The 15,567-nt window shown below is 67.4% G+C and carries 17 protein-coding genes; 4 read left to right on the top strand and 13 right to left on the bottom strand.

Going from position 1 to position 15,567, the window contains the following annotated elements; translation table 11 throughout:
• Positions 1-40: 40 nt before the first annotated feature.
• Complete coding sequence (locus AAIL68_RS09325) at positions 41-700, bottom strand: L,D-transpeptidase (RefSeq protein ID WP_347139503.1); 660 nt, start codon at positions 698-700, stop codon at positions 41-43.
• A 217-nt stretch (positions 701-917) separates the two neighbouring features.
• On the opposite strand from AAIL68_RS09325, the gene AAIL68_RS09320 reads away from it, so the two are divergent.
• Positions 918-1,430, top strand: a complete 513-nt coding sequence (locus tag AAIL68_RS09320) for a CAP domain-containing protein (RefSeq protein WP_347139502.1) — start codon at positions 918-920, stop codon at positions 1,428-1,430.
• A gap of 58 nt (positions 1,431-1,488) precedes the next feature.
• Here the strand turns inward: AAIL68_RS09320 and AAIL68_RS09315 are convergent, their stop codons facing one another.
• From AAIL68_RS09315 to AAIL68_RS09290, 6 genes are all read right to left on the bottom strand, one after another.
• A complete protein-coding gene (locus tag AAIL68_RS09315; protein ID WP_347139501.1) occupies positions 1,489-2,004 on the bottom strand; it encodes a L,D-transpeptidase family protein in 516 nt (171 codons plus the stop codon).
• Positions 2,005-2,065: 61 nt separating this feature from the next.
• On the bottom strand, positions 2,066-3,304 hold the full coding sequence (locus AAIL68_RS09310; RefSeq protein ID WP_347139500.1) for a class I SAM-dependent RNA methyltransferase: 1,239 nt from the start codon (positions 3,302-3,304) through the stop codon (positions 2,066-2,068).
• Positions 3,301-5,145, bottom strand: a complete 1,845-nt coding sequence (locus tag AAIL68_RS09305) for an ABC transporter ATP-binding protein (RefSeq protein ID WP_347139499.1) — start codon at positions 5,143-5,145, stop codon at positions 3,301-3,303. Before AAIL68_RS09305 ends, AAIL68_RS09310 begins: the two co-directional genes overlap by 4 nt.
• On the bottom strand, positions 5,142-6,281 hold the full coding sequence (locus AAIL68_RS09300; protein ID WP_347139498.1) for a CCA tRNA nucleotidyltransferase: 1,140 nt from the start codon (positions 6,279-6,281) through the stop codon (positions 5,142-5,144). Before AAIL68_RS09300 ends, AAIL68_RS09305 begins: the two co-directional genes overlap by 4 nt.
• Complete coding sequence (locus tag AAIL68_RS09295) at positions 6,278-6,868, bottom strand: CoA pyrophosphatase (protein ID WP_347139537.1); 591 nt, start codon at positions 6,866-6,868, stop codon at positions 6,278-6,280. Before AAIL68_RS09295 ends, AAIL68_RS09300 begins: the two co-directional genes overlap by 4 nt.
• The gene (locus tag AAIL68_RS09290; RefSeq protein WP_347139497.1) at positions 6,868-7,884 is read right to left on the bottom strand and encodes an Hsp33 family molecular chaperone HslO; all 1,017 of its coding nucleotides are present in this window, start codon (positions 7,882-7,884) and stop codon (positions 6,868-6,870) included. Before AAIL68_RS09290 ends, AAIL68_RS09295 begins: the two co-directional genes overlap by 1 nt.
• A gap of 240 nt (positions 7,885-8,124) precedes the next feature.
• Between AAIL68_RS09290 and AAIL68_RS09285 the strand changes: the two genes are divergently transcribed.
• The gene (locus tag AAIL68_RS09285; protein WP_347139496.1) at positions 8,125-8,568 is read left to right on the top strand and encodes an NUDIX hydrolase; all 444 of its coding nucleotides are present in this window, start codon (positions 8,125-8,127) and stop codon (positions 8,566-8,568) included.
• A gap of 300 nt (positions 8,569-8,868) precedes the next feature.
• Here the strand turns inward: AAIL68_RS09285 and AAIL68_RS09280 are convergent, their stop codons facing one another.
• Positions 8,869-10,158: a fused response regulator/phosphatase gene (locus AAIL68_RS09280; protein ID WP_347139495.1), complete on the bottom strand. Its 1,290-nt coding sequence runs from the start codon at positions 10,156-10,158 to the stop codon at positions 8,869-8,871.
• Between the two features lie 48 nt (positions 10,159-10,206).
• Positions 10,207-11,466 (bottom strand): threonine ammonia-lyase IlvA, encoded by a 1,260-nt coding sequence (gene ilvA / locus AAIL68_RS09275; protein WP_347139494.1) that lies wholly within the window; start codon positions 11,464-11,466, stop codon positions 10,207-10,209.
• A gap of 370 nt (positions 11,467-11,836) precedes the next feature.
• On the opposite strand from ilvA, the gene AAIL68_RS09270 reads away from it, so the two are divergent.
• Together AAIL68_RS09270 and mog are read left to right on the top strand one after the other, a co-directional pair.
• Complete coding sequence (locus AAIL68_RS09270) at positions 11,837-13,063, top strand: argininosuccinate synthase (protein ID WP_347139493.1); 1,227 nt, start codon at positions 11,837-11,839, stop codon at positions 13,061-13,063.
• 100 nt (positions 13,064-13,163) lie between these two features.
• Positions 13,164-13,700, top strand: a complete 537-nt coding sequence (gene mog / locus AAIL68_RS09265) for a molybdopterin adenylyltransferase (RefSeq protein ID WP_347139492.1) — start codon at positions 13,164-13,166, stop codon at positions 13,698-13,700.
• 95 nt (positions 13,701-13,795) lie between these two features.
• Here mog and AAIL68_RS09260 read toward each other — a convergent pair whose 3' ends face one another.
• The 4 genes from AAIL68_RS09260 to AAIL68_RS09245 form a co-directional block, all read right to left on the bottom strand.
• A complete protein-coding gene (locus tag AAIL68_RS09260; protein WP_347139491.1) occupies positions 13,796-13,987 on the bottom strand; it encodes a DUF2513 domain-containing protein in 192 nt (63 codons plus the stop codon).
• Entirely contained in the window at positions 13,984-14,145 is a 162-nt protein-coding gene (locus tag AAIL68_RS09255) for a hypothetical protein (protein ID WP_347139490.1), read from the bottom strand. Before AAIL68_RS09255 ends, AAIL68_RS09260 begins: the two co-directional genes overlap by 4 nt.
• 211 nt (positions 14,146-14,356) lie before the next feature.
• Positions 14,357-15,076 (bottom strand): LrgB family protein, encoded by a 720-nt coding sequence (locus AAIL68_RS09250; RefSeq protein ID WP_347139489.1) that lies wholly within the window; start codon positions 15,074-15,076, stop codon positions 14,357-14,359.
• Positions 15,073-15,450: a CidA/LrgA family protein gene (locus AAIL68_RS09245; RefSeq protein ID WP_347139488.1), complete on the bottom strand. Its 378-nt coding sequence runs from the start codon at positions 15,448-15,450 to the stop codon at positions 15,073-15,075. Before AAIL68_RS09245 ends, AAIL68_RS09250 begins: the two co-directional genes overlap by 4 nt.
• Between the last annotated feature and the right edge of the window lie 117 nt (positions 15,451-15,567).

The following is a 15,567-nucleotide window of genomic DNA, read 5'->3' as shown; positions in this document are numbered from 1 at the left end:
GGGCCGCAAGCGGCCCCTTTCCGCATCGCGGGCGTGCCGGTCAGAACACCGTCACCTGCGTGCCCACCTCGGCCACGGCGTAGAGCCGGGTGATGTGTTCGTTGTAAAGGCCGTAACAGCCGCTGGACGACTTGCGGCCGATCTTGCGGGTGTCATGGGTGCCGTGGATCAGATAGGCGGGCCAGCTCAGATACAGCGCATACATGCCCAAGGGATTTTCCGGCGCCCCGCCCGCGACCTGCTGGGGCAGGTTCGGATCCTTTTCGCGCATGCTGGGCGTGGGCGTCCAGGTGGGCTTTTCCGCCTTGCGGACGATCTCGGTCTTGCCGCGCTTGGTCAGCTCCTCGCTGATGGGGATCGAGCAGGGGAAGACCAGTTGCGTGCTGCCGTCCCCCGACCAGTAATAGATCGCGCGCGAGGTGATGTCGGCCAGGATCACGCCCTTGCCCAGGTCGGAATAGTAATCGTTCCAATGCCGGGTGTGGAACGACGACTGGTTGCGGCGCGCGTCGGCATTCGGATCGACGGTATAGGTGCCGATGTCGGGGGCTTGGCCCGGCACGGCGGTTCCCTGCAGGACCTGGCCGGTATAGGGGTCGATCTGCTGCGCGCGGGACGGCAGCGCCAGACCGGCGGCGCCAAGCGCTGCGGCCGAACCCAGGAAGGCCCGGCGGTTCATTCCAGATGACTTGCTCATCATCAGATGTCCTTCGTTGGATGGCCGTTCTTGGAAGGCGGCCTTGACCACTCTGCCTCATGGGGCAAGACGACCCTTACGCGGGCAGGATGATTCCGGCAATTCAAAGTGCTGTGGGCGGCAAGCCTGCCACAGGGGCGGCCTTCACGGATTCGTGGGTTTGATCGGATTGCGGCCATTCTGTAGATCTGCGCCAGAAAAAACGAGGGATGGCGAAAACATGCCGAATTACAAGGTGATCGCTTTGACGGCGCTTGTGGCGCTTGCCGCCTGCCAGCCGCGCAGCCTGCCGCCCGTCGCGCCGGACGGGCAGCCGATGCCCGTCGCCAACCAGATCAACCAGGCCGAGGCCCAGCAGATTCCGGTCCGGGTGTTGCAGCAGATCAACAGCTTGCGCGGCAACATCGCCGTGCCGCCGCTGACGCTGAACCCGCAACTGTCGGCGGCGGCCCTGGCCCATTCGCGCGACATGTCGGCGCAGAACCGCGCCTGGCACTGGGGGTCGGACGGATCCTCGCCCCTGGATCGCGCCCGCCGGGCCGGGTACGTCGGCAGCGTGATCGGCGAGAACATCTCGGAAACCTATGAAAACGACATTCAGACGCTGACCGCCTGGATGGCCGCGCGCGACACCCGCGATGTCATCATGGATCCGGCGGCCACGAACCTGGGCTTCGCCTGGTACCAGGAACCCTCGGGCAAGGTCTGGTGGACGCTGCTGACGGGCAGCTGACCGCCATGGCAAAAGGCCCCGGTCAAACCGGGGCCTTGTCGTTCGGGGCGGGGCGGGATCAGGGATTGATGACGATCGGCACGCCAGGCCGCAGCATCGCATAGACTTCCTCGATCTCCTCGTCCTTGACGGCGATGCAGCCTGCGGTCCAGTCGCGGTTCTTGGGCGCGAAGCGGTTTCCTTCCGGGCCGCGGCCATGGATGAAGATGTCGCCGCCCGCGTGCCGGCCCAGGGCGGTTGCCAGCGCGGTGTCCTGTTCGTTCGGATAGGACACGCCCACCGACAGGTGATAGCGGCTGCGCGGGTTGAAGCGGTCGATGAAGTACACGCCCTCGGGCGTCTTGCCGTCGCCTTCGAACTGCTTGTGGCCCACGGGCACGTTGCCCAGGCCCACGTCATAGGATTTCAGCACGGTCGAGCCATGCAGGAGATACATCTTGCGGGCGCCCTTGTTCACGACGACCTGGGTCACGGCGGGGCCGTTATAGGCCCTGAACTTGCTTGGGGGTTTGCCACATGCCGCCAGCAAGGCGAGCATCGAAAATGTGACGGTGCGGCGCGTTGCCTTGATCATCACTGCCTCTGACGTTTCTGATTTTTGTGGCCACTGGATACCACATTCCCGTATGACAAGGCTAGGTTCTGGTGAACTCCGCGACGATCTCGACATGGGGCGACCAGCGGAACTGATCGACCACGGACAATCGCGCCAGCGTGAAGCCACCGTCAGCAAGAATTCGCGCATCCCTTGAGAAAGTCACCGGATCGCAGGCCACAAAAGCCAGTTTCCGAACGCGCGAGGTCGCGATTTCACGGGCTTGCGCCTCGGCCCCGGCGCGGGGCGGGTCGATCACGATTGCGTCAAAGCGGTCCAGTTCGTCCGCCAGAAGCGGCCGGGCCGACAGATCGCGATTCTGGGTGGTGACGCGGTTCAGCCCCGGCGCCGCGCGCCATCCCGCATCAAGCGCGGCAAGCGGGGCTGCCAGGCCTTCCACCGCATGAACGCTCGCGGTTTCCGCCAGGGGCAGGGAAAACGTCCCGCAGCCCGAGAACAGATCGACGATCCGCGAAGCGCCCTTGGTGAAGTCGCGCACGGCGCCGACCAGTGCGGCCTCGCCCTCGGCCGTTGCCTGCAGGAAGCCGCCCGGCGGGGGCACGACCTGCGCCCGGCCCAAGGGCAAGACGGGGGAACGGCGGGTGATCGACTGCGCGTCCCCCGTCTGGTCCTGCCAGGTCAGCCGCGCCAGGTCGCCTTCTTCCGCCAGACCGGCAAGCGTCTGGAACAGCGCGGGGTCCATCGGCTTGCCGCCGGTCACGGTCAGGTCCAGCCCGGCGGGGCCGTGGATCACGGTCATCGACAGCTCGCCGCTGCGCGAGGCGCCCGCCACGGTGATGCGCCGCAGCAGGGGCAGGGCGGCGGTGATCTCGGGGCGCATCACATGGCATTCGGCCAGATCCACGATCACGTCGGACGCGCGTGCGTGAAAGCCCACCAATGCGCCCTTCTTCGTCCGCTTGCCCGACAGCACCGCGCGCCGCCGCGACCGGGGCGGCGAGACATGCACAGCGTCCACCGGCGCGGGCAGGTCGCGCGCCGCCAGCGCCGCCTCGACCACCTGCCGCTTCCAGGCGGTCGTGAAGCCCTCGGATGCGTGCATCAGCGAACAGCCCCCGCAGGCGCGGTAATGGGCGCAGACGGGCCGCACCCGGTCGGGCGACGGCGTGACGATGCGCGGGGCGGCGATGCGCTCGCCCGCCGCCTCGCCCTCGATCTCCTCGCCCGGCAGGGTCAGCGCGGCAAGCGCGCGGCCCCTGTCGCCGGTCGCCACGCCGTCGCCGCGCCGGCCAAGGCGTTCGACCCGCCACAGGCTCATTCCGCCGCCTCCTCGGTTCCCAGGAAGCCGCCCGACTGCCGGTTCCAGTATCGCGCGTAAAGCCCGCCGCGCGCCAGCAACTGGTCATGGCTGCCCTGTTCCACGACCCGGCCCCCGTCCATGACGATGATCCGGTCCAGTTCGGCGATGGTGGACAGGCGGTGCGCGATGGCCAGCACGGTCTTGCCCTTCATGGCGCGGACCAGAGCGTCCTGGACCTGCGCCTCGACCTCGCTGTCAAGCGCGCTGGTGGCTTCGTCCAGCACCAGGATTGGGGCATCCTTCAGGAAGGCGCGGGCCAAGGCGATCCGTTGGCGCTGCCCGCCCGACAGCTTGACCCCCCGTTCGCCCAGATGCGCGTCGTAACCCTTGCGGCCCTGATGGTCCTGCAGGGTCAGGATGAAGTCATGCGCCTCGGCCGCGCGCGCCGCCGCCTCGACCTCGGCCTGGGGCGCGCCGGGGCGGCCATACAGGATGTTGTCGCGGGCGGACCTGTTGAACATCGCGGTTTCCTGCGTGACCATGCCGATCTGGCGGCGCAGGCTTTCCTGCGTGACATGGCGCAGATCCTGCCCGTCGATGCGGATGGCACCCTTTTCCACGTCGTAGAGTCGCAGAAGCAGCGCCACCAGCGTGGACTTGCCCGCGCCGGACGCCCCGACGATGCCGACCTTTTCGCCCGGCCGGATATGCAGGTCGATGCCGTCCAGGCCCCCTTCGTCGCGGCCATAGGCAAAGCCCACATGGTCGAAGTCGATGCGCCCCGCAACCCGGTCCAGGGGCATGGCACCCGGCGCGTCGGTCAGGGCATGGGCGGGGGACAGGGTCTTCATGCCGTCCTCGACCTCGCCCACGCTGCCCCAGATGCCCATCAGCGCCATGCTGACCCAGCCGGTCATCTGGCTCAGCCGCATGGCGATGGCCCCCGCCGCCGCCACGTCGCCGGGTGTGGCCGCGCCCTGCCGCCACAGCATGATGGACCCGCCGACCAGGATCACCGGCAACACGCCCGCGATCACCATCAGCGACATGCGGAAGGTGCTGCTCACCACGCCGAAATCCAGCGCGCGGTCGCGGAAGCCCGCCATGGCGCCCAGGGCCGCGCGGTCCTCGTGTTCCGCATGGGCGAACAGCTTGACGGTCTTGATGTTGGTGATGGTATCGACGACCTGGCCGGTAATCATGGCGCGGGCGGAGGCGCGGGCCCCCGATTTCGCCCGGATGCGCGGCAGGAAGAAGCGGATCAACCCCAGATAGGCCAGCATCCATAGGATCAGCGCGACCGCGCCCCAGGTGTCGACAGACACCAGGAAGGCCGCCGATCCCAGCACGGATGCCAGCGCAAAGGCCACCACGTTCACCATTTCCGACGCCACATCGGTCACTGCGCGGGCGGTCTGCATCTGCTTCTGCGCCAGCCGCCCGGCGAAGTCGTTGTCGAAGAAGGCGACCGAATGGCCCATGGTCCAGCGATGGATCCGCGACAGGACCAGCGGCAGCACGTTCGGCCCGATGATCACGCTGGAGGTCGCGGTGGACAGCCCGAAGATCACGGGCCGCAGCAGCAGGAAGAAGCCCACGAAGGCCGCGATCAGCAGGCCATTCTGTCCCCAGAAGGCGCTGGGATCGCCGGTGGCGATGGCATCGACCACCCAGCCCAGCAGCACGGCGGCCACCACATCCGCGACCCCGCCCAAGGCCGAGGCGATGGCCGCAAGCGCCAGCCCGCCCCAGGCACCCGACAGGCACCAGCGGAAAAAGGCCAGCAGGGTGGCGGGCGGCGGGCCTTCGGCGGGGCGGAAGGCATCGATCAGGCGGCCAAGATGGTGATGAAATGTCATGGGGTCTCTCCGGCGAGACAGGCGATGTCGATCAGGGCAGGCGGCGGCAGGGCAAAGCCCGAGTCGATCCAGGCCTCCTCGGCGGCCTTCAGGCCACGGCCAAGCGCCGGGCCTTGCAGACGCGGCTGCAGGTCGGCGGCGGTAATGGGCAGGGGACAGGCGGCGTCCCGCGCGTCAGGCCAGCCGTCTCGGGGGCCGGACGGGTTGGTCTGGACCAGGGCCGCCGCGCCTTCCGCCAGATCGCCCCCCAGGCGATAGACGATGCGGTTGAAGGACCAGTTTTCCGCCATGGCAGTGACAAGGATGCGGTGGTCGCGGGCGTCAGAGCGCGACAGCCGCAGGGCATCCGTCAGATCAGCCTGCGACAACGCCGCCAACCGCGCAAGCCAAGGGGCGGGGGATTGCAGGGCATAAAGCCGCTCCGGCGTCGCCTGGGGCAGCACCTTGTCCAGCACGCCGCTGTGTTGCATCAGCCGCACCGCAGCCACCGGATCGGGGGCCATCAGCAGCTTGCGCAACTCCTGCCCGATGCGTTCGCGGGAAATGCCGTCCAACCCGTCGCGCAGGGCAGCGCAGGCCCCGACCGCGTCCGGGTCGGCATCGCGGCCATACCAGGCGAGGAAGCGGAAAAAGCGCAGGATGCGCAGGTAATCTTCACGGATACGCTGCGCCGGATCGCCGACAAAGCGCAGGCGCCGGGCGCGCAGGTCGTCAAGCCCGCCGACAAGGTCGATGACCGTGCCGCTGCGGTCGGCGTAAAGCGCGTTCATCGTGAAATCGCGCCGGTGGGCGTCCTGCGCCAGATCGTCGGAAAAGGCCACGACCGCATGGCGCCCGTCGGTTTCCACGTCGCGGCGCAGGGTCGTCACCTCGAACCCGCGCCCCTCGGCCACAACGGTGACGGTGCCGTGGTCGATGCCCGTCGGCACGGGCTTCAGCCCCGCCGCCTGCGCCAGCCGCATGACCGTTTCCGGCAAGGCGTCGGTCGCCAGATCCACATCCTCGACCGGCATCTCCAGCAGCGCGTTCCGCACCGCCCCGCCGACCAGCCAGGCGCGCTGGCCGCCCGCCTCAAGGGCATCAAGGACCGATTGCAGGGCGAAATCCTGCAACAGCCGGGGGGGAAGTTGCGTCACGCCGTTATCCTTCTGGCAAGGCCCAGCAGGATCCGCGCCGTCGCGCCCCACAGGTAATAGGGGCCGAAGGGCGCCGCGTGATAGCTGCGCCAGCCCTCGCGCCAGCGGCGCCGTTCGACGCGATAGCGGGACGGGTCGGCGACATGGGCGAAGGGCAGGGTAAAGGCTTCCTCGACCTCGCCGGGTTCCGGGCGCGGGGCGAAGGGGCCACGGATGATGCCGATGACCGGCGTCACGGCAAAGCCGGTGACGGTGCGATGCGCGGGGAGCGTGCCCAGAAGATCGACCTGCGCGCCGTCCAGGCCCACCTCCTCGCGCGCCTCGCGCAGGGCGGCGGCGATTTCATCGGCGTCCATGGGATCGACCTTGCCGCCAGGCAGGGCGATCTGGCCCGGATGGTGGCGCAGGCCGGAGGCGCGCTTGGTCAGGACCAGCCGCCCGTCATCCTCGTGGAACGCCGCCAGCACGCCCGCCGCCCGCAGGCTGCCCGCAGGCGGGGCGACATCGGGGTTCAGGTCATAGTCCGATGTCGGCCCCGCCGCGACGGACAGGGCCTGGCGCAAAAGGTCTTCAGACCAGTCCGCGATCACTCGGCCGCCCTGTCGGCCAGGGGCTGGCCGTCGGCGTCCACCGTCGCCTCGAAGCCCAGGCTTTGCGGGTCGAATTCGTAATGCGCCCCGCAGAACTGGCAATCGGCGGTGACGATGCCCGCATCCGTGGTCATGTGGGCGATGTCCTTGGCCGAATAGATCGACAAGGTGCCGCGCACCCGGTCCGCCGTGCAGGAACAGCCGAACTCCACCCGTTGCGCATCGAAGACACGTGGCGTTTCCTCGTGGAACAGGCGCAGCAGCAGGTCCGTCGGCCCGACCGAGGGGCCGATCAGCTCCAGCGTTTCCACCGTGTCCAGAAGCAGGTTGGCGCGGTTCCAATCCTCGGATTCGGCGCCCTGCAGGATGTCGGCGGCCTCGATCAGCCCACCCTCGCCGCTGCCGCCCTCGCCCGACTGCATGGGGGTGGCGGGCAGCGTCTGCAGCATCATGCCGCCCGCGCGCCAATGGCCGCCCTCGCCCGACAGGCGCGAATAGCCGGAGGCAAGCTGGAAGCGGGTCGGCAACTGTTCCGATTGCGCGAAATAGGTCTGCGCGCAGGCCGACAGCGATCCGCCCGCAAGCGGCGTGATCCCCTGATAGGGCAGCGTGCCTTCGCCCTGGTCGATCAGCAGGGCGAAATAGCCCTCGCCGATCTGCTGGAAGGGCGGGCGGGTGTCCAGCCGGTCGGCATCGAAGCTGGCCCAGGCCCGGATGCGGGCGGGCGCGCCGTCGCTTTCGGGGGCATAGTAATCGGCGGCCAGCGTGCGGATCGCGCCATTGCCGCGGACCTGCAGGCTCAGCTTCCAGCGCAGCTTGACCGTGGGACCGATCAGCGCCACCAGCAGCGCCAGTTCCGCCACCATGGCGCTGACCGGCGCCGGATAGTCGTGGCGCGACAGGATGTGGTCCAGCACCCCGTCCAGGCGGACGACGCGTCCGCGAATGTCGGAACGGTCCAACTGGAACGGCAACACCGTGTCGTCCCACGCAATCTGGTTGATCTTGCTCATGCGATATTCCTGAAATCCGGGGCAGGCCCGCGCGCGGCAGGCCAGGTCGGGGACAATATAGGGCTTTTGCCAGCGATCCCAAGGGGCGGGTTTTCCGGCCGCCTTGGCCGGGCCTTTGAGGCCCGGCGGGATGGATTGCGATTGCGCCACGTGGCGAAGGCGATGCCCTTCGCCAGACGGGCAGCATTGTGAGGATTGCCGATCCGCCCTAAGGATGCCAGCCGAAGCACCGGAGGCCCCATGATCCGCCGATACGGCAATCCCCCGAAGCCGGGACAGCGCCACCACCTGCGGCCGGGAGCCTATGCCCTGCTGGTGCGCGACGGGCGGCTGCTGCTGACCCACCAGTCCGAACCGGACCCGGAATACCAGCTTCCCGGCGGCGGCATCGACGCGGGCGAGAGCGGCCTTCGCGCCCTGCACCGCGAGGTCTTCGAGGAAACCGGCTGGACCATCGGCAATGCCCGCCACCTCGGCGCCTATCGCCGCTTTGCCTTCATGCCGGAATACGGCCGGTGGGCCGAAAAGCTGTGCCATGTCTGGATCGCCCGCCCGGTCCGCCGCCTCTCCGACCCGACCGAGCCGCATCACAGCGCCCATTGGGCCAGCCCGCCTGCGGCGATGGACCTGCTGGCCGACCCCGGCGCGCGGGCTTTTCTGGCGCGGTTCCGGGCGCTGGTCTAGGCGGATCGGGGTTCAGCAGCCATAGGGCTATGTGCCGCTTCCCTGATCGGGCGGGAACAGGAAACGCACTGCGTTTCCCCCGCCCGCTACGCGCCATCACAACCAGAGACGGTGCCGTCCCATGACCACACAAGGCCGGCGCCCGCCTGGGGGCGGGACGGGCGCCGGCCGGGCCCTGAAGGCCCGGCGGTTCAGTTCGACATGTCGCGCGGCGGCCAAGGCGATAGCCTTCGCCAGCCATGCGGCGGCATTATGATGAATGCGTTCCGCCCTGACGCAAAGGCAGAACATCCTCTCCATCTAGCGCCCCGGCAGGGGCACCATCTCGGCCGGGGCCAGGTATTCGATCAGCACAGCGGACATGTCGTCCTGCCGTTCGCCCCGGCAATATTCCGATACCGACCAGGCCATGGATTCCAGGAACACATGGCCCCCCAGGAAGGCGTTGGTGCGCAGGATCGCCTCGACCCCGTCATCGCCCAGAAGGCGGCCAGCGGGGTTCGTCGCCTCGGTGATGCCGTCCGAACAGATCAGCAGCCGGTCGCCCGGCTTCATCACCAGGTCGATCTCATCAAAAACCGGCTTCTCGAAGACGCCGATCGGCATCCCGCCATTGCCCAGCGGCCGGACCGAGCCGTCGGCGCACTGCAGCACCGGATGGGGATGGCCCGCCTGCACCATGCGCAGCCGGCCCGAGACATGGTTCAACTCGGCATAGATCATCGTGTAATAGGTGTCGGTCGCCATCTCCTCCAGCATCATGTTGTTGAAGAAATGCGCCAGCGCCGCCGGGCTGACCGCATCGGTCCCCGTCTGGGCCGCGCGCAGGGCCACGTTCTGGTCGGCCGATCCCGACAGATGCACCGACAGCTGCGCCGTCAGCAGCGCGGCGGTGACGCCATGGCCCGACACGTCCAGCGCATAGATGCCCACCCGGTCATCGCCGATCGGGAAAAAGCCCACCAGATCGCCGCCGATATGGCCCGCCGGGCGCAGAAGCAGCGACAGCTGGATCGGGCCGAACCGGCCCGAGCGTTCCTTGACCAGCCCCTGCTGCAGCTTGCGCGCCTCGCGCAGGTCGCGGTCGATGGCGGCCTGGGTTTCGCGCAGCCGGTCGAGCGCCGCCCGAAGCTGTTCGTTGCTGGACCGCAGATCCTCCTCGACCCGCAGGATGCGTTCGCCCGCGGCCAGGCGCGCCAGCAGTTCCCCCTGCGTCACGGGCTTGGTCAGGAAATCGTCCGCCCCGGCCTCCAGCCCCCGCGAAATGTCCTCCGCGTCGCGGGCCGAGGTCAGCAGCACGAAATAACCATAGTTGCTGCGTTGGCTTGCCCGGAAGGCGCGGCACAGATCCAGCCCGGTCTCGCCCGGCAGGGCCCAGTCCGACAGAACGATATCCGGCTCGGCTTTCTGGCACAGCTGCAGCGCCTCCTGGACCGAGCCTGCCTCAAGCACCTCGTAATGGGCGCGCTTTAGCTGGATGGCGAAGATGCGGCGTTGCGCGGCATTGGGACTGACGATCAGGACGCGGCGCACCAGCCGCGTCGCGGCCTGTTTCAGGGAAGGAGGGGGCTGTCGATTCGCGCGTTTCATGCCAAGGTGATAACCCCCTGGCAGTAAAGGCGCGGTAAACGCGAAAACTCAGACCAGCAGTTCGGACAGGATTTCGTCGTTGGTGATGTCGCGATAGACGAAGCCCGCCCCGTCCAGCCGCGCCTTCAGCGCGGTCAGGTTCTGCGGTGCCGAGGTTTCGATGCCGATCAGGATCGAGCCGAAGTTGCGCGCCGATTTCTTGAGGTATTCGAACCGCGCCACGTCGTCGTCGGGGCCCAGAAGCTCCAGGAAATCGCGCAGGGCGCCGGGACGCTGCGGCAGGCGCAGGACGAAATACTTCTTCACGCCCGCAAAGCGCTGCGCGCGTTCCTTGACCTCGGGCAGGCGCTCGAAGTCGAAGTTCCCGCCCGAACAGACGCAGACCACGCGCTTGCCTTCCAGGTCGCCCAGGTCTTCCAGCACGTCGATGGCAAGGGCGCCCGCGGGTTCCAGCACCACGCCCTCGTGGTTCAGCATCTGCAGCATGGTGATGCAGATGCGGTCCTCGGGCGCCAGATGCACGTCTGCGGGCGAGAAGCGGCGCAGCGCCTCGAAGGGTAGGGCGCCGATCCGGGCGACGGCGGCGCCATCGACGAAGTTGTCCACCGCGGGCAGCGCCACCGGCGCGCCCTGCTGAAGCGCGGCCTGCAGGCTGGCCCCGCCCAGCGGCTCGGCAAAGGCAAAAGCCACATCGGGCGCCGCTTCTGCGAGATAGCGCGTCACCCCGGCGGCCAGTCCGCCGCCGCCCACCGGCAGTACCACCAGATCCGGCGCGCCGCCAAGCTGCTCCAGCATCTCCAGCGCCACGGTCGCCTGGCCCTCGATCACGTCGGCCGAATCGAAGGGCGCCAGGAACTGCGCGCCATGCTCGGCCGCGAAGGCCTGGGACGCCGCCAGCGTCTGGTCGAAATAGTCGCCCGTCAGCACGATCTCGATGGCATCACCGCCGAAGACCTTGGTCTTGTCGATCTTCTGCTTGGGCGTCGTCACCGGCATGAAGATCGTGCCGCGCGCGCCGAAATGGCGGCAGGCATAGGCCACGCCCTGCGCATGGTTGCCCGCGCTGGCGCAGACGAAATGCGCGTTCGTCGCCTGTCCGGGCGTCACCCGCTTGCGCATGGCGTTGAAGGCGCCCCGCAGCTTGTAGCTGCGCACGGGGGTCAGATCCTCGCGCTTGAGCCAGATCTCGGCGCCGAACCTGGCCGACAGGTGGTCGTTGCGCTGCAAGGGCGTCGGCTCGAACAGGTCGCGGATCGCGGCTTCGGCGTTGCGGACAAGGGCGGCAAAGGGGGGCGTGGAGTTTTCCATGCGCCAGCGCATGACGCGAAAGCGGGCATTTGGCAAGGGGACGCAGCCTCAGCGCAGGAGGCGGCCTTCGACGTAATGGCCCCCGAGTATCAAGACGGACAGCCCGGACAACAGGGACAACTACCAAAGCACGTTCATGGCCGCCCTTTGGACAAGGCGTGGCACGTCAAGCTTGTGCATGCGTGGAGGGGATTGGGCGCACCGACGGCCGCACCTGCCAGGGCTGTCCCCAGGATCAGCATGGCGGCAAACAGCGAATGCCTGCATCAAATACGCCTGACCAGCAACACCATCCTATCCTCCCTCCGGCCCTTGTGACAACGCGCCTTCTGCCTTATTGCCCCGGAAACTTTGCCGAAGGGTTAACCGCATGTCTGACGCGCCGAAAAAAGTCGTCCTTGCCTATTCGGGCGGGCTCGACACCTCGATCATCCTGAAATGGCTGCAGTCTGAGTACGGCTGCGAGGTCATCACCTTCACCGCCGACCTGGGCCAGGGCGAGGAGCTGGAACCGGCGCGCAAGAAGGCCGAGTTGCTGGGCATCGCGCCCGAGAACATCCACATCGAGGATCTGCGCGAGGAATTCGTGCGCGACTTCGTCTTCCCGATGTTCCGCGCCAATGCGGTCTACGAGGGGCTCTATCTGCTGGGCACCTCCATCGCGCGCCCGCTGATCTCGAAGCGTCTGGTGGAACTCGCGCACCAGCACGGGGCCGACGCGGTGGCCCATGGCGCGACCGGCAAGGGCAACGACCAGGTGCGGTTCGAACTGTCGGCCTATGCGCTCGACCCCTCGATCAAGGTCATCGCGCCCTGGCGGCTCTGGGATCTGACCAGCCGCACCAAGCTGATCGAATTCGCCGAACAGAACCAGATCCCCATCGCCAAGGACAAGCGGGGCGAGGCGCCCTTCAGCGTGGACGCGAACCTGCTGCACACCAGCAGCGAAGGCAAGGCGCTGGAAAACCCCGCCGAACCCGCGCCCGATTACGTCTATCAGCGCACCGTGAACCCCGAAGATGCGCCGGATCAGCCCGAATTCATCGAAGTGACCTTCGAGCGCGGCGACGCGGTGGCGATCAACGGCGAGGCGCTGTCGCCCGCCACGATCCTGACCCGCCTGAACGAGCTTGGCGGCAAGCACGGCATCGGCCGCCTGGACTTCGTGGAAAACCGCTTCGTCGGCATGAAGTCGCGCGGCATCTATGAAACCCCCGGCGGCACCATCCTGCTGGAAGCCCATCGCGGGATCGAGCAGATCACGCTGGACAGCGGGTCCGGGCATCTGAAGGACAGCCTGATGCCGCGCTATGCGGAACTCATCTACAACGGCTTCTGGTTCAGCCCGGAACGCGAGATGCTGCAGGCCCTGATCGACAAGTCGCAGGAGCATGTCTCGGGCACGGTGCGGCTGAAGCTCTACAAGGGCCTTGCCACCTGCGTCGGCCGCTGGTCGGACCAGTCGCTCTATTCCGAAGCCCATGTGACCTTCGAGGATGACGCGGGCGCCTATGACCAGAAGGACGCGGCGGGCTTCATCCGGCTCAACGCGCTGCGCCTGAAGCTGGTCGCGAACCGGAACGCACGGGCGAAGTAAGCCGCCCCCGTGACGACCGACAAGGCCGCGGCATCCCCGCGGCCTTTTCTTTTGGCCCGGCCCGTTCCACAGTGTCGCGGACCATCGAAAGGCCCGCCCCATGACCGACCGCCCCGCCCGCATCAGCATCGTCACCGTCAGCGACCGCGCCTCGCGCGGGGAATACGAGGACAAGGGCGGCCCCGGCGCCGAGGCCTGGCTGCGCGATGTGGTGACTTCGCCCATGGAGATCACCCGCGTGATCATCCCCGACGGCCGCGAGAACGTCTCCATGAAGCTGCGCGAACTGGTCGAAGGCGGCGCCGACCTGATCCTGGTCACCGGCGGCACCGGCCCCGCGCCGCGCGACCAGACGCCCGAGGCGCTGATGGACGTGGCCGACAAGGAACTGCCCGGCTTCGGAGAGGAAATGCGCCGCGCCTCGATGGCCGAGGTTCCGACCGCCATCCTGTCCCGCCAGACGGCGGTGATCCGGAACGAGACGCTGATCATCACGCTACCGGGAAAGCCGGGGGCGATTGCGACATGCCTGAACGCGGTCTTCGCGGCGGTGCCCTATTGCCTGGACCTGATCGGCGCGGCGCGGGTGGAGACGGATGAGCGGAAGGTGAAGGCGTTTCGGCCGGGGGGAAAATGATGCCGCTTCGCCAAAGCGGCGTCCCGCATGTGAACGCTTGATGGCTTCCTTGGATTGCAGGGCCTGCGCGTGAGACAAGTTTTGCCGCAGCCACGTTAAATTTGGATTCCAAGCTTGGCAGACAATTCTTGCTTTACGTAGGCTACTGCAATGTCCTTCATGACTCCTAAACCAACTCCCCCGACGCTTGCCGCGGAGGCCTTGGTCTTGCGCCAGATTCCTTCATCTTTGATCGACGCCAGATAGTCGTGGCCTTGGTTGGTGATGCGGAATACGTCTTTATTCACCTCGTGAAAAAACCTGCGTCAGTAAGCCACTTGGCATGCATATGCCGCTTCAGTTCTTCTTCAGAGGGGTTCATGTGTAAGGGCGCAAGAAGAAATGGCTGGCGGCTTTCCTCAGCTTCGAAAAGCAGGCTGCGAATAAAATCGTCGTCTCGTTTCAACTGTGTTCTCCATTCCAGGTAATCAGAAAGGTAAAGTGTAGCAGCCCCCAACATACCAACGGTTCGAGTAAAATCGGTGCACACCCTGTGTACGCCCTGTGCCTCCCCGGTGCACGCTCGGCACAGCCAAAACCCCAGCATTTGCTGGCCCTTTCTCTCTCCGCCCACGACTGTTGCGCCATGCAACGCCCGCAGCCGTTGCGCGGACGCCTCACCCTCCGAACAGCCGCATCGCCATCGGCGCGATCACCGCCGTCAAGACCGCGTTCATCCCCATCCCGATCCCCGAGAACGCCCCTGCCGTCTGGTTCACCTGGAACGCCCTCGCCGTCCCGATCCCATGCGCGGCGACCCCCACGGCAAAGCCCCTCGCGCGCCAGTCCCTCACCCGAAGCGCGTTCAGCAGCGGCGTCACGACAATCGCCCCGAAGATCCCCGTCAGCAGCACCAGGGCCGCCGTCAGCGTCGGCTGGCCGCCGATCCGTTCGGCGATGCCGATGGCCACGGGCGCCGTGGTCGATTTCGGCGCGAGGGACGCCAGCACCGGGCCCGAAATCCCGAACGCCCGCGCGATCAGCAGGGCCGAGACGATCGCCATCCCGGACCCTACGAACAGCCCCGCCAGCATTGGCCACAAAGCGCGGCGGACGCGAGGCAGGTTGTCGTACAAGGGCAGCGCCAGGCAGACCGTCGCGGGGCCAAGCATGAAGTGGACGAACTGCGCCCCCTCGAAATATGTCGGATAATCAGTGCCCGTGAGGCCCAGCAGCACCGCCAGCAGGATCACCGCGATCAGCACCGGGTTGGCCCAGCTTTGCCGTCCCGCGGCGCGGAACAGGGCGTCTCCGATCACATAGGCCACCAGCGTCGCGGTCAGCCACAGCAGCGGCCCTTGCGCCAGATAGGACCAGATCAGCGCCGGTCTGGTCATTCGCCGTCCCCTTTCAGGTCGGATGGATCGACCGATCCGGTCCAGCGGGCCACGGCCTGGAAGGCCAGGGCGCCCGCCGCGATGGCCAGCACGGTTGACCCCAGGATCGCCACCGCCAGGCCGATGCCCTGGTCGCGCAGGGTGGGCCAGTGCGACACGATGCCCACGCCCGCAGGCACGAAGAACAGGGACAGGTTCGCCAGCAGGCCCTGGGCGGTCGGACGCAACCGGTCGGCCAGGGCAGGCCGCAGCACGCAGGACGCGACCAGCAGGCATAGCCCCACGACCGGGCCGGGCAGGGGCAGGTTCCCCACGCGGGACAGGATCTCTCCGACAAGCTCGAAGGCCAGAATCAGGGACAGGGCGACGATCATGGCGCAATGGTAGCGGAAATCCGGCGGCCAACCATGCCGATCTTGTAGAAAATGCCTTGCAGTATTCCAGATATGGGGCCGGATGGTTGACTTGCCGCCCGGCGATGGGACAATCCA

This window comes from Paracoccus sp. SSK6, assembly GCF_039770665.1.
GTDB lineage: Bacteria > Pseudomonadota > Alphaproteobacteria > Rhodobacterales > Rhodobacteraceae > Paracoccus.
The sequence above is the reverse complement of the archived record's forward strand: the minus strand, read 5'-3'. Positions and strand labels throughout refer to the sequence as shown.

Bases quoted from the DNA above. Each gene is read 5' to 3' on its own strand.
- AAIL68_RS09325 (WP_347139503.1), bottom strand. From the start codon at position 700: ATGATGAGCAAGTCATCTGGAATGAACCGCCGGGCCTTCCTGGGTTCG.
- AAIL68_RS09320 (WP_347139502.1), top strand. From the start codon at position 918: ATGCCGAATTACAAGGTGATCGCTTTGACGGCGCTTGTGGCGCTTGCC.
- AAIL68_RS09315 (WP_347139501.1), bottom strand. From the start codon at position 2,004: ATGATCAAGGCAACGCGCCGCACCGTCACATTTTCGATGCTCGCCTTG.
- AAIL68_RS09310 (WP_347139500.1), bottom strand. From the start codon at position 3,304: ATGAGCCTGTGGCGGGTCGAACGCCTTGGCCGGCGCGGCGACGGCGTG.
- AAIL68_RS09305 (WP_347139499.1), bottom strand. From the start codon at position 5,145: ATGACATTTCATCACCATCTTGGCCGCCTGATCGATGCCTTCCGCCCC.
- AAIL68_RS09290 (WP_347139497.1), bottom strand. From the start codon at position 7,884: ATGAGCAAGATCAACCAGATTGCGTGGGACGACACGGTGTTGCCGTTC.
- AAIL68_RS09285 (WP_347139496.1), top strand. From the start codon at position 8,125: ATGATCCGCCGATACGGCAATCCCCCGAAGCCGGGACAGCGCCACCAC.
- AAIL68_RS09280 (WP_347139495.1), bottom strand. From the start codon at position 10,158: ATGAAACGCGCGAATCGACAGCCCCCTCCTTCCCTGAAACAGGCCGCG.
- ilvA (WP_347139494.1), bottom strand. From the start codon at position 11,466: ATGGAAAACTCCACGCCCCCCTTTGCCGCCCTTGTCCGCAACGCCGAA.
- AAIL68_RS09270 (WP_347139493.1), top strand. From the start codon at position 11,837: ATGTCTGACGCGCCGAAAAAAGTCGTCCTTGCCTATTCGGGCGGGCTC.
- mog (WP_347139492.1), top strand. From the start codon at position 13,164: ATGACCGACCGCCCCGCCCGCATCAGCATCGTCACCGTCAGCGACCGC.
- AAIL68_RS09250 (WP_347139489.1), bottom strand. From the start codon at position 15,076: ATGACCAGACCGGCGCTGATCTGGTCCTATCTGGCGCAAGGGCCGCTG.
- AAIL68_RS09245 (WP_347139488.1), bottom strand. From the start codon at position 15,450: ATGATCGTCGCCCTGTCCCTGATTCTGGCCTTCGAGCTTGTCGGAGAG.